At 43.5% G+C, this 24,282-nt stretch carries 23 protein-coding genes and 2 tRNA genes; 2 read left to right on the top strand and 23 right to left on the bottom strand.

Annotated features, from left to right (window positions below):
• Positions 1–162: 162 nt before the first annotated feature.
• The 12 genes from ADF75_RS09645 to rsgA all read right to left on the bottom strand — a co-directional run bounded on the left by ADF75_RS09645 (position 163) and on the right by rsgA (position 15,812).
• On the bottom strand, positions 163–4,965 hold the full coding sequence (locus tag ADF75_RS09645; RefSeq protein ID WP_048789971.1) for an endo-beta-N-acetylglucosaminidase: 4,803 nt from the start codon (positions 4,963–4,965) through the stop codon (positions 163–165).
• 232 nt (positions 4,966–5,197) lie between these two features.
• The gene (gene gap / locus ADF75_RS09640; protein ID WP_006595530.1) at positions 5,198–6,208 is read right to left on the bottom strand and encodes a type I glyceraldehyde-3-phosphate dehydrogenase; all 1,011 of its coding nucleotides are present in this window, start codon (positions 6,206–6,208) and stop codon (positions 5,198–5,200) included.
• Between the two features lie 254 nt (positions 6,209–6,462).
• Entirely contained in the window at positions 6,463–8,544 is a 2,082-nt protein-coding gene (gene fusA / locus ADF75_RS09635; RefSeq protein WP_048789970.1) for an elongation factor G, read from the bottom strand.
• A 261-nt stretch (positions 8,545–8,805) separates the two neighbouring features.
• Positions 8,806–9,276 carry a 30S ribosomal protein S7 gene (rpsG, locus tag ADF75_RS09630; protein ID WP_003003105.1) on the bottom strand — a complete coding sequence of 157 codons (471 nt, stop codon included), beginning with the start codon at positions 9,274–9,276 and terminating at the stop codon, positions 8,806–8,808.
• 19 nt (positions 9,277–9,295) lie between these two features.
• Complete coding sequence (gene rpsL, locus ADF75_RS09625; protein ID WP_001142332.1) at positions 9,296–9,709, bottom strand: 30S ribosomal protein S12; 414 nt, start codon at positions 9,707–9,709, stop codon at positions 9,296–9,298.
• A gap of 216 nt (positions 9,710–9,925) precedes the next feature.
• Positions 9,926–10,462, bottom strand: a complete 537-nt coding sequence (locus ADF75_RS09620) for a hypothetical protein (protein ID WP_048789969.1) — start codon at positions 10,460–10,462, stop codon at positions 9,926–9,928.
• A 21-nt stretch (positions 10,463–10,483) separates the two neighbouring features.
• On the bottom strand, positions 10,484–11,308 hold the full coding sequence (gene purR / locus ADF75_RS09615; RefSeq protein WP_048690858.1) for a pur operon repressor: 825 nt from the start codon (positions 11,306–11,308) through the stop codon (positions 10,484–10,486).
• A 130-nt stretch (positions 11,309–11,438) separates the two neighbouring features.
• Positions 11,439–12,389 (bottom strand): 3'-5' exoribonuclease YhaM family protein, encoded by a 951-nt coding sequence (locus ADF75_RS09610; protein WP_048690860.1) that lies wholly within the window; start codon positions 12,387–12,389, stop codon positions 11,439–11,441.
• Positions 12,376–13,632: a DNA recombination protein RmuC gene (locus tag ADF75_RS09605; protein WP_048789968.1), complete on the bottom strand. Its 1,257-nt coding sequence runs from the start codon at positions 13,630–13,632 to the stop codon at positions 12,376–12,378. The genes ADF75_RS09610 and ADF75_RS09605 overlap by 14 nt, the downstream gene beginning before the upstream one ends.
• 1 nt (position 13,633) lies before the next feature.
• A complete protein-coding gene (locus tag ADF75_RS09600; protein ID WP_048789967.1) occupies positions 13,634–14,299 on the bottom strand; it encodes a thiamine diphosphokinase in 666 nt (221 codons plus the stop codon).
• A complete protein-coding gene (gene rpe / locus ADF75_RS09595) occupies positions 14,259–14,918 on the bottom strand; it encodes a ribulose-phosphate 3-epimerase (protein WP_023024510.1) in 660 nt (219 codons plus the stop codon). The genes ADF75_RS09600 and rpe overlap by 41 nt, the downstream gene beginning before the upstream one ends.
• Before the next feature lie 15 nt (positions 14,919–14,933).
• Positions 14,934–15,812 (bottom strand): ribosome small subunit-dependent GTPase A, encoded by an 879-nt coding sequence (gene rsgA, locus ADF75_RS09590; protein ID WP_048789966.1) that lies wholly within the window; start codon positions 15,810–15,812, stop codon positions 14,934–14,936.
• A gap of 182 nt (positions 15,813–15,994) precedes the next feature.
• Here rsgA and ADF75_RS09585 point away from each other — a divergent pair.
• Positions 15,995–16,077 (top strand) — tRNA-Leu (locus ADF75_RS09585).
• Between the two features lie 4 nt (positions 16,078–16,081).
• A tRNA-Ser gene (locus ADF75_RS09580) sits at positions 16,082–16,170 on the top strand.
• A 46-nt stretch (positions 16,171–16,216) separates the two neighbouring features.
• Here ADF75_RS09580 and rsmA read toward each other — a convergent pair.
• The 11 genes from rsmA to ADF75_RS09525 form a co-directional block, all read right to left on the bottom strand.
• Positions 16,217–17,092, bottom strand: coding sequence for a 16S rRNA (adenine(1518)-N(6)/adenine(1519)-N(6))-dimethyltransferase RsmA (gene rsmA, locus ADF75_RS09575; RefSeq protein ID WP_048789965.1), 876 nt, complete (start codon positions 17,090–17,092; stop codon positions 16,217–16,219).
• A 63-nt stretch (positions 17,093–17,155) separates the two neighbouring features.
• Entirely contained in the window at positions 17,156–17,782 is a 627-nt protein-coding gene (locus ADF75_RS09570; protein ID WP_048789964.1) for an immunity protein Imm33 domain-containing protein, read from the bottom strand.
• 20 nt (positions 17,783–17,802) lie between these two features.
• Complete coding sequence (rnmV, locus tag ADF75_RS09565; RefSeq protein WP_192831481.1) at positions 17,803–18,387, bottom strand: ribonuclease M5; 585 nt, start codon at positions 18,385–18,387, stop codon at positions 17,803–17,805.
• Positions 18,359–19,129, bottom strand: a complete 771-nt coding sequence (locus tag ADF75_RS09560; RefSeq protein WP_048789962.1) for a TatD family hydrolase — start codon at positions 19,127–19,129, stop codon at positions 18,359–18,361. The genes rnmV and ADF75_RS09560 overlap by 29 nt, the downstream gene beginning before the upstream one ends.
• 122 nt (positions 19,130–19,251) lie before the next feature.
• Positions 19,252–19,386 (bottom strand): 50S ribosomal protein L34, encoded by a 135-nt coding sequence (gene rpmH, locus ADF75_RS09555; RefSeq protein WP_003003086.1) that lies wholly within the window; start codon positions 19,384–19,386, stop codon positions 19,252–19,254.
• A 146-nt stretch (positions 19,387–19,532) separates the two neighbouring features.
• Positions 19,533–20,177, bottom strand: a complete 645-nt coding sequence (locus ADF75_RS09550) for a hypothetical protein (RefSeq protein WP_048789961.1) — start codon at positions 20,175–20,177, stop codon at positions 19,533–19,535.
• An 86-nt stretch (positions 20,178–20,263) separates the two neighbouring features.
• Positions 20,264–21,208 (bottom strand): RNA-binding cell elongation regulator Jag/EloR, encoded by a 945-nt coding sequence (gene jag / locus ADF75_RS09545; RefSeq protein WP_048789960.1) that lies wholly within the window; start codon positions 21,206–21,208, stop codon positions 20,264–20,266.
• A 15-nt stretch (positions 21,209–21,223) separates the two neighbouring features.
• Positions 21,224–22,039, bottom strand: a complete 816-nt coding sequence (locus ADF75_RS09540) for a YidC/Oxa1 family membrane protein insertase (RefSeq protein WP_048789959.1) — start codon at positions 22,037–22,039, stop codon at positions 21,224–21,226.
• A 4-nt stretch (positions 22,040–22,043) separates the two neighbouring features.
• A complete protein-coding gene (rnpA, locus tag ADF75_RS09535) occupies positions 22,044–22,385 on the bottom strand; it encodes a ribonuclease P protein component (RefSeq protein WP_048690882.1) in 342 nt (113 codons plus the stop codon).
• Between the two features lie 106 nt (positions 22,386–22,491).
• A complete protein-coding gene (locus ADF75_RS09530) occupies positions 22,492–23,187 on the bottom strand; it encodes a CPBP family intramembrane glutamic endopeptidase (RefSeq protein ID WP_048789958.1) in 696 nt (231 codons plus the stop codon).
• 110 nt (positions 23,188–23,297) lie between these two features.
• A complete protein-coding gene (locus ADF75_RS09525; RefSeq protein ID WP_048789957.1) occupies positions 23,298–24,215 on the bottom strand; it encodes a TDT family transporter in 918 nt (305 codons plus the stop codon).
• Positions 24,216–24,282 lie beyond the last annotated feature (67 nt).

Genomic DNA, 24,282 nt, shown 5'->3' with positions numbered 1-24,282 from the left:
CTGTAAAAGAGGTAGAAAAATAGTGGATTTCTACCTCTTATTAGCAAGTCTGGAGCCATGCTCCTCGATTAGAATCTGCATCATAAAACCTCCCTTGTTTTTTACAAAGGAGGTTTACGATTCATCATGACCTTTTCAGTCAGTATCAAAACGCTTAAAAAGTTACTCTTCTTTCTTCTTGCCAGCTAAGAGGAAGCCACCAAGCGCTGCTAGGAGAACAGCTTCTGCTGCAAACGTAGCCTCTAAACTTGCCGTTGTTGGCAATTCCTTGTCAGTATCTTTGCTAGCTTGATCTTGTTGAGAAGTTCCTTCTTTAGATGGTGTTAAATAGCGATTCAAAACTTGTTGAACTCGTTGGTCCAGAAGGTCTGATCCGTTTTCCTTTTGATTCAATGGATCAGTTGGTTTCGTCGGATTCACTTGTTCTGGTGTCGGTTGATTGCCATCCGGTTGTTCTGGTTTTGTTGGATTCTCCGGCTGAACTGGTTGATCTGGTGTCGCTGGTTGATCCGGTTTAGTAGGCTCCTCTGGTTGAACAGGCTGATCAGGTTTAGCAGGTTCTTCTGGTTGGATCGGTTGATCTGGTCCTTCCGTTTTTGCTGACTTATAGACAATCGCATAGTGGGTAAAGTGAGGAGCTGTAAAGATAACGGTATCTCCTTCTCGCTCAAAGGCTAAGGATTGAGGTGCTTGACCTTCTGGGAAGAAGAGAACTTGCTCCACTTCTTTATCCTTATCCACAGGGATTTTCACAAGAGATGGATGCTGGGTATCGACATCCTGACCACTTGCATCGACTCCTTCGATATCAAAGATAGTCGCTCCTCGTCCCTTCAGCTCTTCTTTTTCTGCCTGATTGTCTTCAACTTTCGCGACTTTTAGTCCCTTAATAGCAGTAGGCTCCAAGTTAGAGAATTGAACTTCGACTCCAGTCACAGGGTCTACAAAGACCGCTGGCTTATCTTCTTTCAGGAGCGCAATCAAAGTTTCTAGACCTGTTTTTGCGGTTGCAAGCGCTTCAGGAGTGAGCTCTGAAGAGTCTAGGAGTTCTTTATTTTTCTCAACCAGTGCCTGTAAAGCGTCACCAGAAGGGTGGTTTGGCTTACTTGCTAATAGAGCGGTCGCTTCCTCTGTCAGAGCAGAAAGAGCTTCTTTCTCTTTGACTAGATTAGCTTGTCCATCCAAGGCTTTCAAGAGAGCGGTCAATTGGTTCAACTGCTCATTGACTTGATCTTGTGTACTGGTATCATGCTCTTTCAAGACTTTTTCAGAAGCAGCCATTCCAGCTAGCAAAGCTTCTTTGACTTCAGGACTGGCAAATGTAAAGTCTACTTTGGCTTTTGCAGCTTCAGCTTCAGCCAATTTTTGCTTGAGGTATTCATCGTTGAGAGCTGGTTTTGGATTGACGAGGACATCAAAGCTTGTGCTAGCTCCTTTGTAATGGATAGTGATGGTTTGACGGCCTTCCTTGCTCGCATCAAAGCCAGTTACTTCAACCCCTTCATCGGTCAAGGCGTGCGTTTCAGTTGTTTCATCATCAAAGACAACTGTAAAGCGTCCGCCTTCTTTTTCCAATGCTTCTCCGACGATATATTCTACTTTTGGTTTGTCGATCAATTCTAGACCAGCAACTGTTTTTTCACCTGCTTCCTCTGCACTGACCACAAAAACAGTGAGAGTCTTATCCAATTTCTGACCAAGGTAAGAAACTTCTAGGTGTTGTTCTCCAAGCTTGCTACTGTCAAATCCATGAATCTCTACACCTGAGTTGGTGAGGTTGACCAGTTGATCTGCTTGGCCATCTTTATAATGAACACGGAGTGTTGCTCCTTTCAAGGAAAGAGCATCCCCTTCCCGGTAAACCTTCTTGGTCAAACCTTCTTCAAATTGAAGTCCCGCAATTTCTTTATCATTTTTTGGAACTTCGATCGCTAGAACATTACTGATATCTTTGCCAGGTTCTTGCGCACGATAGTAGAGAAGAGATGGGGTTGATTCAAAAGCCAGTGGTTTAAAGATCAGATTTCCAGCTTGATTGGCTGTCATGGTCGCAATTGGGCTAGTCGCTTCTTTATCGGCATAAAGAGTCAGTGTGGTATTGGCCGGAACATCTTTGAAGCCGACTTGGACAAAATGATTGCCTAAGTTTTGCGCTGCAGCATGTTTCATCGGGATGTTGACCGTTTCCGTATCCAGACTTTCATACATCTTCCAGTTGTAAATCCGGATGGCTTGCCATGGAGTTCCGTTATCTGCTGTAATGACATGGAGACGCCATTCTTGAGCCTTGATTGGATGGTCGAGTGTAATGTCGGACACATGGGCTTTATTGCCACGAACTTCCTTAGCAAGCTTCCATTCACCCGCTTCATCCTTGTAGTAAAGGTCGAAGTCACGGGTATTCATCTTGCCATCGTCGACAGATTCTCCACCCGCACCGGCATGGTCCATGACCCATCGAACAATGGTCCGTGGTTGTGTCAAGCGAATATCGACGGTTCCACTCAATTGAGCAGAGGACCATTTATCTGACAGACTTGTAATGGTACCATTTAACATCCCCTCGATGCCTTCACTACCATCCGCGTCTGGGAAGCTCGAACCAATGACTTTGGCTCCGATGACCACGTTTGGTGCTAGGGCTTTTGGAAGACTGGTATCTGACACTGTCATACCCCAATCAAAGGCTACAGTTCCTGCATCTGAACGTTGGCCGTTCTTCCCAACTGCAACGACCTTGAGGTCCTGAGTCGTTCCTTCAGCACTTGCTGAACGGCTAACTTTTGGTAGATAGACGGTTGTCGCAGAAGACCCTGTTAAGAGACGCCAGTTATCGCCATCTTTTTCATAGACTTCATAATAATCTGCGTCCGCTACCCCTTTAAAATTGAGGACTACTTCTGCTTCTTGCGCATTTTGTAGGCGTTTGCCCTGCACAGTTACTTCAGAAGGAGCAGCTGGTTTTTCTTGGTTCGACGTAATCGACAATTGACCGAGGTTGAACTTGTAATCTTTGACATCTGTATCATGGTCAAAGAACATCTTAACAGCATAAATGGTCTTGCCAGCCAGGTCTCCCAAATCGAAGGTTTGAGTTGACCAATCTGCGCTTGGCGTCAATTCTTTCCATACATATTCGGAGTAGTCTTCTTTTGTAGCAACAGCTATCCAAGCAGCTGCACCGACCCCACCCTTGTGAGAGACGCTCAACTTGGTCGTTTCTGTCACGGGGATCTTGGTCGAATAGAGCATAACATTTTGACTGCTATTGGCTTTCAGATCGCCTTCAAAGGCTAGAGAGTTCCCTCCATTGTAGGCTTGATCAAAATCATAACGCCCTTTCAATGGCGTACTATCTTCACTATGTTCTACCCACCAACGCCATGTTGGAAGGTAGCCAGAGACGGATCGGTAATTCCACTCCCCTTCTTTAGAAATCTTGCCATCCACAAACCAATGTTTGCCGTGACCAGTATTGAAGGAAGTATTAAAATCAGCATTTGTGATTGGGGTTTTGTCCACAACCAAATTAGACATTCCATACCAAGATTGGTCTGCTGGTTTTCCTTTGGTTGGATCTCCTTGGAATCCAGTCCAGAATAAATCTTCATGGGTATGGTAACCTTCTCCCGTCTTTCCTAGACCTGTAATGGTATCAGGTGCATAGAGACCAAGAGATAGACGCAACTTGCCATGCTCATCTAAAATCGCATTCCAGTCTACATTGGTCTTATAAGAACCTCCTTTTTGAAGTTCCAGTCCTGCTAAAACATCATAAGGATTGCGGTTAATCCATTTGGCTGTACTAATCGAATAATCAACTTCTGATTTGCCCCAGTTAAAGTTGGCAAAGAAGGTATCAACTGGATTTTCGCCATTTTCAGGCTGCATGAAATTGTAGTTGTATTCACCCAGTGCATTTTCATGGTAGCGACCATATTCATAGGTCATGGCATCATACCAAGAGTACTTGATCGGATAGTTGACGCTCTTCGCATATTCCTTGGTATAAAGAAGGAAATCTCTTAATTTTGGCCCCAAAGGCTCTACTAAGTTCCCTGTTGTTTCTTGGTTGATAAAGTAGCCATCAAAACCATAGTACTTGGCTAGATCAACCAATTTCCGAGCAATCGGGAAGGTTTTTGAGCCTTCACTATCTTCTTTCAAGGTTTCTGCAAAGCGCTCTTGATCCTTAATGCTACTAGACCAGTTGTAGAAGAGAGTTCCGTAGATGGGAACCCCATTTCGGTGAGCCGCATCAATCACATCTGCTGAAGGGACAAGTCCTTCCCAAAAGACCATAGAATCCAAATATTGCCAGTAGTCAAAAGCATAGGCCTTAAACTCTTCCCCACCGACTGAAGCATGATCCTTAGCCTTTGAGTTCATGTTAGAAAGGGCTTGGATCTTTGCTTCTGGGTTGGCTTGCTCGTTGATTTGCTTCCCTTGAAAACGGCTAGCAAGGGGAACACTTGCTCGGTTCAAATCATCATCTACTCGTTTACCAGGTTCCCATTTCAACAAATCATCCCAAGTATCAAATTTGACCTCTTTTGGTCTTAATTGTTTTTCTTCATTGGTTGGTAAATCTTCCACTTTTTCTGCAGCTACTTTTGGTTGTTCCGTCGCTGAAACAGCTGGAGTATCTGTCGTCGTCGGACTAGCTTCTGGAGTTGCAGGACTAGCCTCTGTCGTAGCTGGAGTTGCCTCCTCAACTGGTTTTGCTGTTTCTCCAGTTGGCAAAGCAGCATCTGCAGTGTAGACTCCCGCTTCTCTGATCAAACGATTGACATCTTCCGTATTTGCTATGGAAGCTTCTAAGGGTTGTTCTTTAGTCGCATGCGTCTCATCTGCTGAGACTGCCCCCGTTCCTAAAAATGCCAATCCAATCAATGCAGAACAAACTCCTACACTGAATTTTCGGATACTAAAACGTTGTTGTTTTTCAAATTGATGACCTTTCATCTTGACCTCCTCAAATGGATTTTTTCTTTTTCTTGAGCGATTTCCATTGGCTCCTTCCTCTACGACTTGTAATCGCTTTCATTTCTTTGTATTAGAAATCTCCAATCAAGAATAGGATACCGAATCCAGTTAACACTGTCAATCCATTTTGGCAAGTCCTATAATATGATGAGGAAGGTCTAAAAAAAGTACAAAAAAGAGGAGGTTACCCTCCTCTCATCATACAGATGAATTATTTAGCAATTTTTGCGAAGTATTCAAGAGTACGAACAAGTTGTGCAGTGTAAGACATTTCGTTGTCATACCATGAAACAACTTTAACCAATTGTTTACCGTCAACGTCAAGAACTTTAGTTTGAGTTGCGTCAAACAATGAACCGTAAGCCATACCTACGATATCTGAAGATACGATTGGATCTTCTGTGTAACCGTATGATTCGTTAGCTGCTGCTTTCATAGCTGCATTTACTTCATCAACAGTAACGTTCTTTTCAAGAACTGCAACCAATTCAGTAACTGATCCAGTTGGAGTTGGAACGCGTTGTGCAGATCCGTCCAATTTACCGTTCAATTCTGGGATTACAAGACCGATAGCTTTAGCAGCACCAGTTGAGTTAGGAACGATGTTAGCTGCACCAGCGCGAGCACGACGAAGGTCACCACCACGGTGTGGTCCGTCAAGGATCATTTGGTCACCAGTGTAAGCGTGGATAGTAGTCATCAATCCTTCTACAACACCGAAGTTATCTTGAAGAGCTTTAGCCATTGGAGCCAAGCAGTTTGTAGTACATGAAGCACCAGAGATAACTGTTTCAGTACCATCAAGAATGTCGTGGTTAGTGTTAAATACAACTGTTTTAACGTCATTTCCACCAGGAGCAGTGATAACAACTTTCTTAGCTCCACCTGGGTGCAAGTGTTTTTCAGCAGCTTCTTTCTTAGCAAAGAAACCAGTTGCTTCAAGAACGATTTCTACACCGTCGTTAGCCCAGTCGATTTGTTCTGGATCACGTTCAGCAGAAACTTTAACGAATTTACCGTTAACTTCGAATCCACCTTCTTTAACTTCCACAGTACCATCGAAACGACCTTGAGTTGTGTCATATTTCAACAAGTGTGCAAGCATAACTGGATCTGTAAGGTCGTTGATGCGAGTAACTTCAACACCTTCTACGTTTTGGATACGACGGAAAGCAAGACGACCGATACGACCGAAACCGTTAATACCAACTTTAACTACCATTCGTGATTTCCTCCTTATGAAAATCAAAAAATTTTTTATGTGAAAAGAGTAACTTGATAGGTTACAAATCATCTTTCAACAATATTATTATATACTTTCTTCCCCTAAAATGCAACTGATTTCATTAGGATTAGAAATATTACACAAACTTTCATATTCATTTTCACTATCTCTTATGAGGAAGAGGTCTAAAGCTCTTTTCGAATCAAAAAAGCTTTCCTCATAGGAGGAAAGCTTTTAGCTAGACGGTAAAATTATGCTTCACCTTTAGCTTTTTTAATGATTTCTTCTTGTACTGATCTCGGTACATCTTCGTAGTGGTCAAATACCATCATGAAAGTACCACGTCCTTGAGTTGCAGAACGAAGGACAGTAGCGTAACCGAACATTTCAGCAAGTGGTACATAAGCACGAACGATTTGGCTTGCACCGTGTGCTTCCATACCATCTACACGTCCACGACGAGCAGTTACGTGACCCATAACATCCCCAAGGTTTTCTTCAGGAACTGTGATAGTTACAAGCATCATTGGTTCAAGAATAGCTGGTTGTGCTGATTTAGCTGCTTCTTTAAGAGCAAGAGATGCAGCGATCTTGAAGGCAGTTTCAGATGAGTCGACATCATGGTATGATCCATCGTAAAGCTTCGCTTTTACGTCAACCATTGGGTAGCCAGCAAGTACACCGTTAGCCATAGATTCTTGAAGTCCTTTTTCTACTGCAGGGATGAATTCACGTGGAACCACACCACCGACGATCGCATTTTCGAACTCGAATCCTTTACCTTCTTCGTTTGGAGTAAATTCGATCCAAACATCACCAAACTGACCTTTACCACCAGATTGACGTTTGAAGAATCCACGTGCTTGTGTAGAAGCGCGGAATGTTTCACGGTAAGATACTTGAGGAGCACCAACGTTTGCTTCAACCTTGAATTCACGTTTCATACGGTCAACAAGGACATCCAAGTGCAACTCACCCATACCAGAGATAACTGTTTCACCAGTTTCAGGGTTTGTTTCAACGCGGAATGTTGGATCTTCTTCAGCCAATTTTTGAAGGGCAATACCCATCTTATCTTGGTCTGCTTTAGATTTTGGCTCAACCATCAATTGGATAACTGGTTCTGGAACTTCGATTGACTCAAGGATAACTTTTGCTTTCTCATCAGTCAATGAGTCACCAGTTGTTGTATCTTTCAAACCAACAGCAGCTGCGATATCTCCAGAGTAAACTGTTTCGATTTCCATACGAGTGTTGGCGTGCATTTGAAGGATACGTCCGATACGTTCACGTTTACCTTTAGATGTGTTCAATACGTAAGATCCAGAGTTCAAGACACCTGAGTACACACGGAAGAATGTCAAACGACCTACGAATGGGTCAGTCATGATCTTGAAGGCAAGCGCAGCAAATGGTGCTTCATCAGATGCTGGACGTTCTTCTTGTTCGTCTGTATCTGGGTTGATACCTTTAATCGCTGGGATATCAAGTGGGCTTGGAAGGTAGTCAAGGACTGCATCCAACATCAATTGAACCCCTTTGTTCTTGAAGGCAGAACCACACAATACTGGGAAGAATTCAACATTGATAGTTGCTTTACGGATAGCAGCTTTCAATTCTTCGTTAGTGATTTCTTCACCTTCAAGGTATTTCATCATCAAGTCTTCATCAGTTTCAGCAACTGCTTCAACCAATTTTTCACGGTATTCTTGAGCTTGGTCAAGGTATTCAGCTGGGATATCTTCTTCAAGAATGTCTGTACCAAGGTCGTTGGTGTAGATTTCAGCTTTCATCTTGATCAAGTCGATGATTCCACGGAAGTCATCTTCTGAACCGATTGGCAATTGAATTGGGTGTGCGTTTGCTTGAAGACGATCATGAAGCGTGCTTACTGAGTAAAGGAAGTCAGCACCGATTTTATCCATCTTGTTCGCAAATACGATACGAGGAACACGGTATTCAGTCGCTTGACGCCAAACTGTTTCTGTTTGAGGCTCAACACCTGATTGTGAGTCAAGAACCGTTACAGCACCGTCCAAAACGCGGAGTGAACGTTGTACTTCGATCGTGAAGTCCACGTGTCCTGGTGTGTCGATGATGTTAACACGAGTGTCTTTCCATTGAGCGGTTGTCGCAGCAGATGTGATGGTGATACCACGTTCTTGCTCTTGCTCCATCCAGTCCATTTGTGACGCACCTTCGTGAGTTTCACCGATTTTGTGAATCTTACCAGTGTAGTAAAGGATACGCTCAGTTGTAGTTGTTTTACCAGCATCGACGTGGGCCATGATACCGATATTACGAGTTTTTTCAAGTGAAAATTCGCGTGCCATGAGGTTTTGTTCTCCTATATTTTTTATTTCTATACTATTATAACATGATTTAACAAAAACGGATAGGCAGGACCTACCCGTTCTCATTGTTTATTCTGTTTGGTTTAGCTGATTTGAGCTCAATTGAACCCAGGCTAAAGTTAGTTAATTTGAGCCGGAACGGGATGCTGTATGAATAAGATAAACTTCCTTGTATTCATCGAATACTGCGTCAGTTTCCTATTTTCACTTTGCATCCTTTCCGTTCCTAGCATCATGATCTTACCAGCGGAAGTGTGCGAAGGCACGGTTAGCTTCAGCCATACGGTGAGTGTCTTCACGTTTCTTAACTGCTGCACCAGTGTTGTTTGCAGCATCCAAGATTTCTTTAGCAAGGCGGTCAACCATTGTGTGCTCACCACGTTGACGAGCGATGGTTACCAACCAACGAAGTCCAAGTGTTGTACGACGTTCTGGACGAACTTCAACTGGGACTTGGTAGTTAGATCCACCAACACGACGTGCACGTACTTCAAGTACAGGCATGATGTTTTCCATTGCTGTTTCAAATACTTCAAGCGCGTCATTTCCAGTAGCTTCTTTGATTTGCTCAAAAGCACCGTAAACGATTGAAGCTGCTGTACCACGTTTACCATCAAGCATAACGCGGTTGATAAGACGAGTAACTAGTTGTGAATTGTAAAGCGGATCTGGCAATACATCGCGCTTTGGAGCTCTATTTTTACGACTCATTTCTCTTTATCCCCTTTCCTTATGCTTTTGGACGTTTAGTACCGTATTTAGAACGGCCTTGTTTACGATCGTTAACACCTGCAGTATCAAGTGCACCACGGACGATATGGTAACGTACCCCTGGAAGGTCTTTTACACGTCCACCGCGAAGAAGCACCACGCTGTGCTCTTGCAAGTTGTGTCCGATACCTGGGATGTAGGCAGTAACTTCGATCAAGTTGCTCAAACGTACACGAGCGAATTTACGAAGGGCAGAGTTCGGTTTTTTAGGTGTCATTGTTCCAACACGAGTTGCAACACCACGTTTTTGTGGTGAAGAAACGTTTGTTTGAACTTTTTTATGACTGTTGTAACCAACGTTCAAAGCTGGTGATTTAGATTTTTCTACTTTTGATTTACGCGGTTTGCGAACCAATTGGTTAATTGTAGGCATCTACATTCTCCTGTATTTTTTTATTTTTGGTGATGATACACTTGGTGACAGCTACCATCTATGTGTACTTTTGCAACATTTGTCAGCACGTCCCTGTACACTCTTGAGAGACCAAAAGTAAAAAGTACCGTCTATTATTGTAACATAGCGGCACTTTCACTGTCAAGATTTTTTTCTCTTTTTTGCACGATTGCTTCTTCTTAAAATCGCGCTAGATTATTGTTCAGATTGTTGCGTTACAGCTGGTGTGTTAGCATTCGAAACCTGAGGAACCTCATTGGACTGATACTGAGGGACTTCTGCTGGAACGACTTGCTGAGGTTGACCTGTTTGGCTAGCTTGATTCGTATCAGTTGATTGAGTATTCTGGTTGGTTTGCATTCCGTAATAGTCTACAATGTACTGAATACGAGCTTGAAAGGCCTGTTTTTTGGTTTCGTCCTTCACTTTTTCTACGGCCCCTTTGGCAGCGGTTAAGGTTTCTTGAGTTGCAGTCGTTTCAAAATGAGCAACTGCTTTTTCAGCCGCTTCAGCGATTTTCGCTTCCTCTTCTTCTTTGGCTTTTTTAGGATCTTTCTTCTTAATAGGAAGAGAACCTGTTTTTTTGGTTTCTCGCTTCACTACTGTAACTTGGTCTGCAGAATTTTTACGAACCGTATAAAGCCCACCGACAAGAACTCCTGTCAAGATGAATATCGTTGCCAATCGAAGCCATAGGGGACTACGATCAAAACGGTCTAAAATTGTTTTCATTTTCCTTTCTCCCTCTCCAGCTTAGTCCTTATCAAAAATATTTCCGATTTCTACATCAATTTTATTTTCTGCTACATCAATATTGGTCACACGTAGAAGTGACTTGTGATCAAATAAATCTTTACTTCTAGCCGAAGCATTGTCCGCAAAAATAGCAACTCCTGCCAACTCTGAATCGAACTCAGCTAAGAGGCTAACCATCCCACTGATAGTTCCCCCTCCTTTAAGGAAGTCATCGACAATCAGAACACGGCTTCCAGCTTTCAAACTACGTTTAGATAGGAACATTTTCTCAATCCGATCGCCACTGGAACCAGATACGTAGTTGACACTGACCGTTGAGCCTTCTGTAATTTTCAAATCGCGTCGTACAATGACAAAAGGAACATTTAAGACATTCGCTACCGCGTTTGCTAATGGAACACCCTTAGTGGCCACCGTCATGACTGCATCGATTTTTTGATCTCGGAAGGCCTTGGCAATAATGCGTCCGATATTATTTAAGATTTTTGGATCACTTAGCAAATCCGAAAGGTAGATATACCCACCTGGTAAAATCCGGTTACTTTCTGACAATTGATTGCACAAATTTTGGACAATTTCTTTTGAATCTGCATCCGAAATCGATGGTGTAAAGATGACCCCTCCACCTGCACCAGTAAGAGTTTCAATGCTTCCAATTTCCATTTCTTCAAAGGCCCGTTTAATAATGACAATGTCCTCAGAAATAGATGATTTGGCAGATTCGTATTTTTCGGCAAATGTATTTAAACTCGTCAATTCGTAGGGATGATTAATCAAGTAATTCGAGATCACAACCATCCGCTCACTTCTTCTTAGCTTCATTTTCTCTCCACATAGTTTTTTTATTGTATTATACCATATTATACCAAAAAACGAACATTGTTAGTCTCACAACATTCGTTTTTGGTTTTTTTACTAACAAACTAAGAGCAGCTTATTTAAGGCCAGTTCATTAGGAATCTTTTAAATTTGGCTTATAGAAGGAGCGATTGTCCAAGGCAAAAATCTTATTGGTCATCTCACCAGGGCCTACTAAAGCTAAGGCAGAAGTCATCATCATCATTTCTGCATCTAGGTTATCAATCATATGGATGATCTCGGCTTCCATGATTTTTGGACGAACCGGGCTACCATATTCTAGTAGACCATGGTGACTCAAAATCACATGGCGCAACACAACCACATCTTCTTTTTGATCGTCAATCTTTAACTCTTGTAAGACCTTGGTAATTTCTTCATCGATCAGAGCGATGTGCCCGATGAGGTTTCCTCGAACGGTATACTCTGTATTTTCAGGCCCTGATAGCTCCAGTACCTTGGCAAGATCATGAAGCATGATACCGGCATAGAGGAGACTCTGGTTTAATTGAGGATACACCTGAGAGATGCTCTCAGCCAAACGAACCATAGTGGCTGTGTGATAAGCTAAGCCTGTCTCAAAAGCATGGTGGTTGGTTTTGGCCGCAGGATAAGAGTAGAACTCTTTGTCATACTTGCTGTATAGCGCCCGCACCACACGTTGCCAAACTGGATTTTCTATTTTGAAAATCATCCCCGATAGGTAGTCCTTCAAATCGACTGGGTTTACTGGAGGCTTTTCCTTAAAGTCTGCTGGATTTGATGGCTCCCCGCTTTGAGGCAACCGCAAGGTCAACTGATTGACCTGGGGCGTATTGTTGTAAATTTCCCGACGGCCGCTCATATGAACGACGCGACCAGCTTGGAACTGCTCTACATTATGTGGCTGAGCATCCCACAATTTTCCTTCAATCGTGCCTGTCTCATCTTGGAAGACAAAGGCAAGATAGTTCTTTCCAGCACGTGTCTGACGAAGATCTGCTGACTTAATGAGGTAGAAACCTTCAAACAATTCGTCTTTTTTCATTTGATTAATTTTGACCATCATCTTCTCCAACTTCTAAATTCAATAGGCTTTCTATATCTAGATTCTCTGACGTTTCAATGTTTCGGAGTGTACGCTCGATAGCATTTGTTCTTCGGTTTAAAAGGTCATCAATGTTGCCAGAGGCATGCTTCAACTGCCGTTGGGTCTTTTCTAAAACGCCTCCAAATTTTTGGAATTCCGTCTTGACGGATGCAAGGACCTTGCTAATATCATCCGCACTTCGTTGAATATTCAGGGTCTTAAATCCAACCGATAGGGAATTCAACAAAGCTGAAAGCGTACTTGGCCCCGCGACGACAATCTGCTCCTCTCTTCGGAGACGATCAAAGAAGGCTGGGTCGCGGACCACTTCTGAATAGAGCCCTTCCGTCGGTAAAAAGAGAATCCCAAAATTAGTAGTGGCAGGCGGATAGAGGTATTTTTGATGAATGTCCTTAGCAAATTGTTTGATACTAGCCAATAGGAGTTTGCGACACCGTTCAATCTCCTCTTTCTCCCCACTTTCATAGGCTTCTTCCAGTCGGTAATAACCGTCCAGAGGAAACTTAGAGTCGATTGGCAGATAGACGTATTCCCCTCTGACCTGACCAGGCATCTTGATGGCATACTCGACGCGTTCGCTGGAATGGGGAACTGTTACAAACTCTCTTTCATATTGGGCGGGAGTTAGGATATCTTCGATGATCTGGCCGAGTTGGAGTTCTCCCATAATCCCACGGGTTTTCGTGTTAGAAAGAACCTTATTGAGACTTCCCACATCTCTAGCGACCGTCTGCATTTCCCCAAGACCTTTATTGACCGACTCCAATTGTTTGGAGACCGTCTCAAAAGAGGTTTGAAGACGACTATGCAAGGTTTTTTCCAACTTTTCTTCGACCGTTTGACGCATCTGCTCCAAGCGCAAATCATTGGAAGCTTGAATCTGTTGCATCCGCTCGTCCGTTTTGTCTCGGTTTTTAGTAAAATTCTCAGCAAGTTCTGCTCGTAAAGCAGTCGTTTGCTGATGCATTTCTGTCCGTAATTCCATAAGACGGTCACTAATCGCCATCTCTATCTGCTGGCCAGTGATTTGCTGAGCTTGTCGCTCTCTCTCAAATCGGTAATCCAGCTGATCCGAAAGATGATCTTCTTGGTCCTCCAGTAAGTCACGGACCTGTTTGTTATCAGCTGTCCGTTGCTGGTAGAGCAAGAAGAGCAAGACAAGATTTCCCACTCCTAATACAAAAAGGATTATTTCCATCTTATTTCCCATCCTTGCTATAAATGATAAGGGCGTAGCCTCGATCAACGGTTAAGGTAATCGGCTGATTGATAAACTCGTTGGAACCATAAATAGCCTTTTTAAAATAATTGGTCTGATTTAAGGGATACTTGGCTCCTTCAATCTGGATGAAAGCTCCCTCAACTGGCATAAAAGCTACATAGGTATAGCCTGCTATAGGCAGAATGGTATTGCGACCTGCTGGACGATAGCAGAGATAATTTTGTTGGTCCATCAAGTAAAGTTGCGACATAAAGGGTGCAATCTCTGGATCACTGGGCAAAAAAACGCTGGCCAAATGGTGATCCAGGCGACCACCAAAGGCTCCAAAGATTAGAATGTCCGCTTGAGGCCAACGTTCTAACACTTCCTTAATCGCCAATTCCAGATCCGTATCATTTTTTTCTGCTACCGAAGTCCGTAATTCGTGAGCCGCAGATTGAATACTCTGGAATTCTTCTGGCTCGACCGAGTCAAAATCTCCAACTGCTAAAGAAAGTTCCAATCCTTGCTCTAATAGGAAAAGGCAACCTGCATCCACCCCGACATAAATATCTAAGTCTAGCGGAATGGTTTCCACTCGGCCTCCAGCTACAATCGCAACCTTAGTCTTGGATGGCTGCTCGAAGGGTTTGAACTCGTTCATTCACATCTCCATTAAAAACATAGGAACCTGCTACAAAGACGTTTGCTCCTGCTTCTTTCGCAGCGTGAATCGTCTTATCATCAATTCCCCCATCGACTTCAATATCGAAATCCAATCCTTTTTCTTCACGCAATTGTACCAATTGACGAATCTTATCCATAGTTTCTGGCAGGAAAGCTTGCCCACCAAATCCTGGATTGACAGTCATGACAAGTACTTGATCTACCAAGTTCAAGATGTGTTGGATACTTTCAACAGGGGTTCCTGGATTGATGACCACACTTGGTTTTACCCCTGCCAAACGAATTTTTTGAAGGGCACCATGGATGTGTGGAGTCGCTTCGACGTGAATACTAATGATATCTGCTCCGGCACGCGCAAACTCTTCAATATGTTGCTCAGGATTGGTAACCATCAAGTGGCAGTCAAACACTAGCTTGCTGTGAGGACGCATGCTAGCAACTACACCAGCACCAAAGCTGATATTAGGCACAAAGTGGCCGTCCATTACATCGATGTGGGCGTACTCTGCACCAGATGCTTCCAATTTCTTCAATTCACTTTCAAAATTTGCATAATCTGCACTCAAGATAGAAGGGGCTAATTTGTTTGTTTTCATATTCTTCATGTCTCCTTATTTGGGTAATTTTTTCGATACTTTTTTGTAGGTTTCTCGCCTATTTTCGATCTCACTCAATAACTGTAAGTAATTCTCATAGCGGAAGGAAGCTAAGATCCCTTCCTCGACAGCAGGCTTGACGGCACAGGATGGTTCATGTGTGTGGGTACAAGTACGGAACTTACAAGCCTGGCTCACCTTGGCAATGTCTGGAAAAGCATGATTGAGATCTTCCGCATTATCGACTTCATAATCTAGAGAGGAGAAGCCAGGGGTATCCGCAATTTTGCCCCCATTGAGATCATAAAAGCTGACAGCTCGCGTCGTATGGCGGCCGCGTCCAAGACTGTCGGAGATTTCTCCTGTCTCTAGTTCCAACTCCGGAGCCAAGGTATTCAAGAGGGTGGATTTCCCCACTCCTGTTTGGCCCATAAAGACCGTCACCTGATCCTTCAAGAGAGGCAAGAGCTCTTCCTTGTCAGTGACAAAGTCATAGCCCATTTTGCGATAGACTTCCTGGAAAGGAAGCATCTGAGCTGGATCTTCTAGTAAGTCCATTTTTGAAATATAGACAATCGGATGAATCACTTTTTGTTCCAATAGGACTAAAAAGCGGTCCAATAAATTAACATTAAAATCTGGCTCTTTGGCAGACATGATGACGACAGCCTGATCTATATTCACAATGGGTGGTCGGACTAAGCTATTCTTTCTTGGGAATATTTTTAAAATATAGCCTTCTGAATTTTCTTCGGCTGAAAATTCTACCTTATCTCCAACATAGGGAGTTTGTCCCTTTTTCCGGAAATTTCCTCGGGCGCGTGTTTGGTAAATTTCTCCCTCGCACTCCACATAATAAAAACCGGCCAAGGCTTTAACAATCGTTCCTTGCAACTAGCACTCCTTTAAAGTTAATACTACCATTATATCAAAAAATATACGATAGCGCTTGCGAACCTTAAATTCTATATATATTAGAATTTTATATCACCTTAAGAGTCAGTACAGAATCACTATATAAATTCTGTTACTATTTTTTCTTGGCTTTTCTTTTAAAAAGAGTATAATAGAACTATGCGGAGGTGGTGGAACGGCAGACACGCATGCTTCAGGCGCATGTGCCCCTTCGGGCGTGAGGGTTCAAATCCCTTTCTCCGCATCTTGGAAAGGTGGCCCAGCTCGGTACGGCACCGGACTCGAAATCCGACAAGTGGATTTTCTTCACGCGCGGGTTCAAATCCCGTCCTTTCCTTCCATCATTCAAAAAGACATGAGCTTCATATCTCATGTCTTTTCTATTATTTGATCCCGGCTTCTAGAAGTCCGTCAGCCAAGCGGGCGAAATCTTCTAAGCTAAGGGCTTCTCCTCGTACAGATGGTTGCAAACCGGCTGCTTGGATCCCTGCTTCCAATTTGGCTTTGATTTCTTCGGTCTTGCCAAAGCGGCTGGTCAAGTTGTTCCAAAGCGTTTTGCGACGGTGGACAAAGCTGGCCTTGCTAACAAAGAAGAAGAAATCTTCATCCTTGACTGCCACTGCTGGTTCTGGGCGACGCACCATCTTGAGGATGGCAGAATCGACGTTTGGCGCTGGCACAAAGACGGTGCGAGGCACGATAAAGGCTACCTTAGCGGTCATATAGTATTGGACTGCAATGGACAAAGACCCGTAAGCTTTGGTATTAGGTTCGGCTGAAATACGGTCTGCCACCTCTTTTTGCATCATAACCACAAATTCTTGGAAAGGAATCTTGGATTCGATCAAGTGCATAAGGATGGGAGTCGTGATGTAGTAAGGAAGATTAGCCACTACCTTGATCGGAAGCTCTGGATTTTTGAACTCTGCGATGTACTGGTTGAGGTCTACCTTGAGGATGTCTTGGTTGACAACCGTGACATTGTCAAAATCACGCAAGGTATCCGCTAAGATAGGCACCAAGCGGTCATCAATCTCAAAGGCCATGACTTCTGCGGCATTTTCTGCCAAAAACTCCGTCAAAGCTCCAATTCCGGGACCAATTTCGATGACATTGACTGTTTTATCAATCTCAGCCGTATCGACAATCTTTTGAAGGATATTGGTATCGGTCAAGAAGTTCTGACCGAAGGATTTTTTAAAGGTAAAACCGTGACGCTCTAGCACTGCCTTGGTCACGCTATAATCTGCAATTCTCATTTTTTCTCTTTTCTAATCCGTTTAGTGTGAGACATACTCTCTCTTTTTTCTCCGCAGGCCAGTCTAACAGTCTTCTAAAAAGGCATTCTGCTCCGCTTGGTAGACATAAGCTTCCCCGTTCTTATCTAAGACGGTTTCCAACAAGGGCTCCATTTCCAAGGCGTCTTCAAGACTGATGATGGTAATCTTAGACGGATCGTCCAAGTCTTCCTGGGACTCATAACCTGTAAAGAACTGCCAACCACTATCTTGTGAATGATGAGGGACATCGTGAATCGCCCAATTAATCTCACGTCGTAGGAAGCAATCCTTGGTAATCATGGCCCCCTTTTGCGTATCAAGATTTAGCGGAGGAACCATCAGGCTTGCGATATGTTCCTGGGCAAATTCCAGCACATCTCCAAGCTGGATGGAGGTAATATAAGCCGGTTGATTGGTTAAACGTCCTTTAAATTTTCCATCACGAATCTCAGTCAGTTCAACCCACATACGCTCTGCTCGACACCCATTCTCCAAAACGGTATCCAGCACAAAGATAAGGCGAACCTGATCTCCAAGCTTCAATTGGTCGATTTCTTCTTGACTAGGAATCAAAAAATGTCGCGGGTTCTTTTGGTGCTCCACTTGAACATTCTCCAAAGAAAAGCCGATCACTTTTTTCTTATCTGTAAACAGGTCGAACAATCCCATCTTCCACCTCTATCTCTTTTTTAATAACTAGCCATCGTTTCTTCAACTTGTGCCAAACAAATCCCAAACAACTCCAAGCGTTTGAGCAGTTGTTTTCCATTGCAGTAGCCGATGCGCAAGGCTTCTCCTAGGTATTCCCGTCGTTTGCGACTGTCACTGCCCATCAGTAGGCCGAGTCGCATCAAATCTGACTTGGTAATATCAAAGAAATGCCCATCTTCATAGGAGCCCACCAGTCCAGCTAGGGCTTTTTCTAAGTCTTCAAAACTGGCATGCTCCACTCCAAGAGAACGCCCCTTGGTCTTAGATTTGGGTACTGCTTCGCCACGATTTAAAAAGGCATGCTTGGCTTGCGGAATTTCTTGCATGATGATCTTACGAATCCGTTCCCCATTGTAATCCGGATCCGTAAAGACAATAACTCCACGCAGCTCCTGTAAGGTAGCAATTCGTTCGAGGTCATCCTGATTAATGGCGGATCCACGTGTCTCATAGGTATCCACCTCATAATAGCGTTTCAGATTGGCCGTATCATCCTTGCCTTCAACAACAATCACTTCTGGTATTTTTCTTTTCTCAGTCAAGGCCAAATACCTTTCTCGCATTGTCATAGGTGGCTTGAGCTACTTCTTCTGTTGTCAAGCCACGTAGTGTTGCAATATGATCCACTACATAGCGGGTGTAGGCTGTTTTATTTTCCCGGCCCCGCTTAGGAATTGGTGCCAGATAAGGGGCATCTGTCTCAACCAAGATCTTATCGAGCGGAAGGCCAGCTGCCGCTTCTTGGACATCTGTTGCTTTCTTAAACGTGACCACTCCAGAAAAAGAGATCATCATTCCCAGATCCATGAAGCGCTTAGCTTCCTCTAAGCTTCCTGAGAAAGAATGCATGATTCCACCGCGCGGACCCACTCCTTCACTCTTGATAATGGCATAAGTGTCTTCGAGAGCATCACGCGTATGCACTACAAAAGGCAAGTCCAAGTCCTTGGACAGTTGGATCTGACGACGAAAAACCTTTTCTTGAACGTCTTTTGGTGCCGTCATCCAGTGGTAATCGAGACCAATTTCTCCTAGGGCGACGACTTTAGGATGTTTCAACTGTTCAAGTAAATAAGCCTCTACTTCAGGACTATAGTCGCCCGCCTCAGTGGGATGCCAACCAAGTGTGAGATAAACTTCTGGGTACTGGTCGGCCAAGGCTATTGCTCGTTCGATGGTTGGTTTGTCAAAGCCAACAACATTGTGGGCAAAGACTCCCAGCTCTTTAGCTAGTTCTAATTCCTCTTTTTCTCTCCCTGCAAACTCTTCAACGTTGAGGTGAGTATGGGTATCAAAAATTTGCATATGGATCCTTTTCTTCGATTTTTTCTCACTCTATTATAACAGAAAGCCTAGCTGAATACACTTTTGGCAAAACAAAAACCAGTAGTCTCGAGTTTCTACTGGTTTTTAGTTTTTTATCTGAATTACGCAGCCAAAACTTTGCGTCCTTTACGACGACGAGCTGCCAATACGCGACGACCGTTTTTAGTTGCCATACGGTGACGGAAACCATGTTTGCGCGCACGACGAAGTTTACTTGGTTGATAAGTACGTTTCACGATGAATACCTCCTCATAGATTTTGTATTCGTTTAGCCGGCTATAATGTGATCAGTTACTAAACATACTTTACTATTCTATCTGATTCACGTCTGTTTGTCAATAGCTATGAAAAATTTGTTGGGGCAGGTTCAATGATACCGCTTTTATTGGGCATCTCCTTCTATCCTTTGACGAGTCGCTTCATAGTAAGGAAGCAAGCTAGCCATTCCTTTTTTTAATTCCTCAAGAATGGCATCTCGACTCGTCGCTTGCGATAGATTGACATCGACTTTTACCAAGACCTTTCGGACCTGGCCAGTTTCCACACCTTTGAGAAGTCTCTGGCGATTGGCTTCTGTCCCTTGGAATCGTTGACTGACACCTTCTATTTGGGCGAAGTAATAGACTGGCGAAAAAACCGGAAGAGTTAAAACGCGGTTCTGCTTTTGTAGACTCTCCTCATCCTTCTTGCGTTCGATAAAACTTACTTCCAGGGACACACCAAAGTCCTTCGCATCACCATAAAGTCGCAAGGCAAACATCGGATCCGTGATCTCTCCCTCTCCTTGGAGATAAGCCCAAAAATGAGGGCGAAGAATTTGAGCTTGATTCATCCACTGACTGGTCCGATCTTGTTTTAAATGCGGAAAGTGCTTCTGAAAATCACTGACCAAGTGGGTGAATTCCTGCCGAGCTTCTTGCCCTAACTCGCGATACTCTACCATTCGCTCTGCATCCTCACCAGCTTTAGCAGGGGCTAGGTACTTGATCCCCTGACAGTTCAAAAAGTCTCTCATCTTATTATACATTTTGGTCTTCCTTTCCCAAATAGAAAAGGAGAGATCAAGCTTACACCCCTCTCTCCCTTTTGAAATTTTCCTTTTTAGACGGCAGATTAACCTTCAATATCGACGACAACGTAACGATTTGGTTCTTCTCCTTCAGAATAGCTGGTGACTCCATCCATTTTCGATACGATGCGGTGGATAATCTTGCGTTCGCTATTAGACATTGGATCTGTATGTTGCGCTCGACCTTCTTCTAGAGCACGACTTGCCAATTTTTGCGCATAGCTTTGAAGGACTTCTGCACGGTGTTCAACATAATCATTAACGTTGATCGCAATGTAGAAATTCTTAGAATACTGATTGTAAAGGTAGTTCTGTGCCAACAATTGAAGGGCCTTGAGAACTTTTCCGTGGTAGCCAATGACACGGCCTGGCTCATTGGTATCAATCTGCATATTGATGGTGCGACGGTTGTAGCTGCTTGAGATGCTAGCTTCGACATCCATTTCATCAATAACGGTTTGAACATAGGCAGTTACATCAGAAACAACCTTTTCAATGTCATAGCTTTCTTCTACTTCAATGCCCAAGTCAGCAAAATCAGATGTCTGGCGGATCTCAGCTTCGTTAAGACTTGAATCGAGAATCTCTCCATGACCCTGTTCTTCAAGAATGGTTTCAGGAGCCTTCTCATGTTTGAGAATCTCAGCCTTCACTTCTTCAGAAACTTCTTGGCCTTCTTCTTCAACTTTTTTAATCGCTGCTACCACGCGACCCAAATCAACAGTCTCTTCACTGACACTCTTGACAGGTTCGTTTTGAGCATTAATTTCCTCAGGAACTCCCTTAACAGCTTGTTGATTGGCTTTTGTCACTGTAGTTTCTGCAATTGGTTCGATGTCTACCACAGCTGGCTTCTTACCAAAGAGACCGAGGAACCCTTTCTTTTCACGAGAAACGACAGTAATATGTGCTTTCATGCGCGGGATATCTAATTCTTTCAAACCATTTTGAATGGCTTCTTCAACATTGACTCCTTTATATTGGACCATCTGTCAAACTCCTTCTTAGTTTTTCTTTTTCTGTGCTTTGTTAAATGCACGTCGTTTTTGTTTTTCTATATCTTTGATTGCCTGTTGCTCTGCTTCACGCGCCGCAATAATCTTAAATGGATTGTTCAATAGGTAAGTTTGCCCAACTTGGTAAGCATTGGAAACCACCCAGTAGAGAGCAACCCCGCTGGCTGAGTACATAGCGAAGAAGAAAATCATCACGGGCATTGCATACATCATGGCTGTCATTCCACCATTTTTTTCTGGCATGGCTTTGTTGCTCAACCAGGTGCTAAAGAAGGTGAAGACGGCTGCCAAAACTGGCAAAATAAAGGTTGGGTCTGTTGCGCTCATATCCAACCAAAGAAAATGACCGACTTTTAGGAATTCTACCCTACTCAAAGCTTGGAACAAGGCCATCAAGACTGGCATTTGAATAAACAATGGCAAGAAGGCAGAGGAAGTCTTGACGCCTTTTTCTTTATAGAGTTCCCGCATTTCTTCTGACATGCGAGTGCGGCTTTCCAAATCCTTCCCAGGGTACTTGGCCTGGATTTCTTTCACTAGTGGCTGAATCTCCTGCATTTTGCGCGAGGAGGTCATTTGGTATTGGAAAACTGGCAAAAGAATGGTCCGAATCAAGAGAGTGAAGAGGATAATCCCGACTCCGATGTTGCCTCCAATAGAAAGAAAACGGATGACTTCTGCAAAGAAGTAAACGAATTTTTCCCAAACTCCTGATGATTGGGAAGTCACTTCAGACGTTCCACAGGCTGTTAATAATAGGAGGGCCCCTCCGAGTAAGCTAGCTACTTTTAGTTTCTTTTTCACGTAATTACCTTTCCTGACGATAGACTTGCGCTAATTTTAATACATGGACTAGATTTTTTTCGACCTGATCAAAATCCAGTTCTTCAACTCCCTTTCGAGCAATCACAACAAAATCATCTGCTACAAGATGATCCTGGTGCTTCATTAAAACATGACGAATCAAGCGCTTGATTCGGTTGCGTGTCACAGCATTTCCTAGTTTTTTACTCACGGATAAGCCGACACGGAAATGGGGCTGCTCTTGTGGCAAACGGTAGATGACAAATTTTCTATTTGCACAATTCTTGCCGCTTTTAAAAATGGCATTGAAATCTTTTTCTCGCTTGACACGATAGCTTTTTCTCAAACTCCCACTCCCTCTTTTAAATTTATTCTATTATACCATAATTTCAAAAAAAACCAACGACCTTCTGGCTCTTGGTTTAAAGCCTCCTCCAGTGCCGTCAAAACGGCTAGGAGAAGAGATGCTGGAGGGTTGATAAGATGATGGGTAAGCTATAAATGAAGTTCAAGCCGATATGAGCAAGGATAGGATAATACAATGAGCTCGTCTTTTCATTCAATAATCCAAAAATCAGGGCGGGGATGGTATAGATCAAAAAACTCAAAACAGTAAAGGGATGGTGAAGGAATTGAAGTCCACTATAGATAAGGGCTGGGGCCCATACACTCGCGTAGAAGGGCCATTTTTTAAAATAGGCTTGGACAAGCGCTCCACGAAAGATCAGTTCCACGGTCATCGGTCGAATGATGACCACTAATACAAAGAGGATGAGAGATCCTAAGGCTTCCAAGGTCACCGGAAAAGAGTGATAAATAGCTAGACGTCCTTTGGTGAACCCACTAAGAAAGTAGTCTAGCCAGTAGATGGCACAACTGGAGAATATAGTAGCGTAGATAGCGGGAAGGAATTGTTTCTTCTTCGCCCACTGAAAAACCATGCGTGGACTGTATTTCTTTACCAATGAAAAAACAAGCACCAAATAACCTGCCTCTAAAAAGAGAAGGGTCCAAAAATAGCTAAGGGGTTGGCCGACTTGGTTGCTGACTAGTTGGGCCAACTCGCGAAATTGTGGCCGAACTAAGATATAGAAGACCATTAGTAAGAGTGGATAAAAGAGCTTGGCCTTTGTCTTTAAAAATTTCATACATTCCTTTCGAGGGAGACAAAAAATGATTTATTGCATCTTACCATAATCATTCCTAGGATTCAATTAGAAAGTGAACCAAAAAAGGTCGAGACAACCGTCTCTGACCTCTAATTTCTATTGGAATGCTCGTCCTCCCCTTTTATGTAAATCACAAAGCCTACAAGCACGGACACAAGAATGGCTAGACACAGAATGGTTTCTAACCAGACAAGGGGCCTTAACAGAGAACTGTGCAATAGGCCTTGGGCCATTTTCAGGGAAGTAGCTGTGATGACCGTCGGGAAGGTTAAGGCTGAAAAGGCTGGTTGAAAGCCCTCTTTTAACATTTTAGGCAGACGCGTTAAAACGAAGAAATAAAAAGCTTGAGAGAGTCCGACCATAATGGTTAACAGCCAAACAGGTAGACTGGCTCCACCCACACGAACCAGGGCCGCTAACAGAAGAGAAAAGGGGGCACAATAAATCCCTTCTTGTCCCAATAAGTGGCTCGGTAAAGGGGTAGTTTTCAACCCCTGATAGATCAAGGGGTAAAGAATCAAGGTTAAGACAAAGCCAAATCCAAGAGTCAGATAGGCCAGCTCAACCACTCCTACCACTGGGTAAGTCAAGGCGGCAACAGCAATCCCCACATAAAGGACGGTCCAACTAGGGGTGGCATTGGCTCTTGGTTTTGCCAATATATGGGTCTTGGTAAAGTAGAAGATCAAGCCACAATCTAAGAGGAAAGCAGTCCACCAAACTAACTGGGCGAGTCCTCCAAATGTCGGAAAGAGTCGTAAGAGATAAGTCGATAGAATCATCCCAGCCATGGGAAAGGTCGCCATCCCAGACAGAAGGGCCGGCTCTTGTAGTTCGATCTTGGTTTCTGACCAGTAGAACAGATGGTGACATAAAAAGAAAACCCATAGGATCAAACCCGTCAAACTGAAGAAATGAGCCAGAACTGGGAAGGTATCAGACAGAAGGTTTCCAGCCCCTGCTAAACCTAACAGGCAGCCTGAAAATGCTAAAGGAATCTTTTTCATCTTGATCTCCAATCATTTTATCGCTTTCAGTATACCATAAAATACCAGGAGGGATCATCAAAAAAAG

This window comes from Streptococcus sp. 1171_SSPC, from assembly GCF_001069335.1.
GTDB classification, from domain to species: Bacteria; Bacillota; Bacilli; order Lactobacillales; family Streptococcaceae; genus Streptococcus; species Streptococcus xiaochunlingii.
Note: the sequence above shows the minus strand (reverse complement) of the source record. Positions and strands in the feature narration are given on the sequence as shown.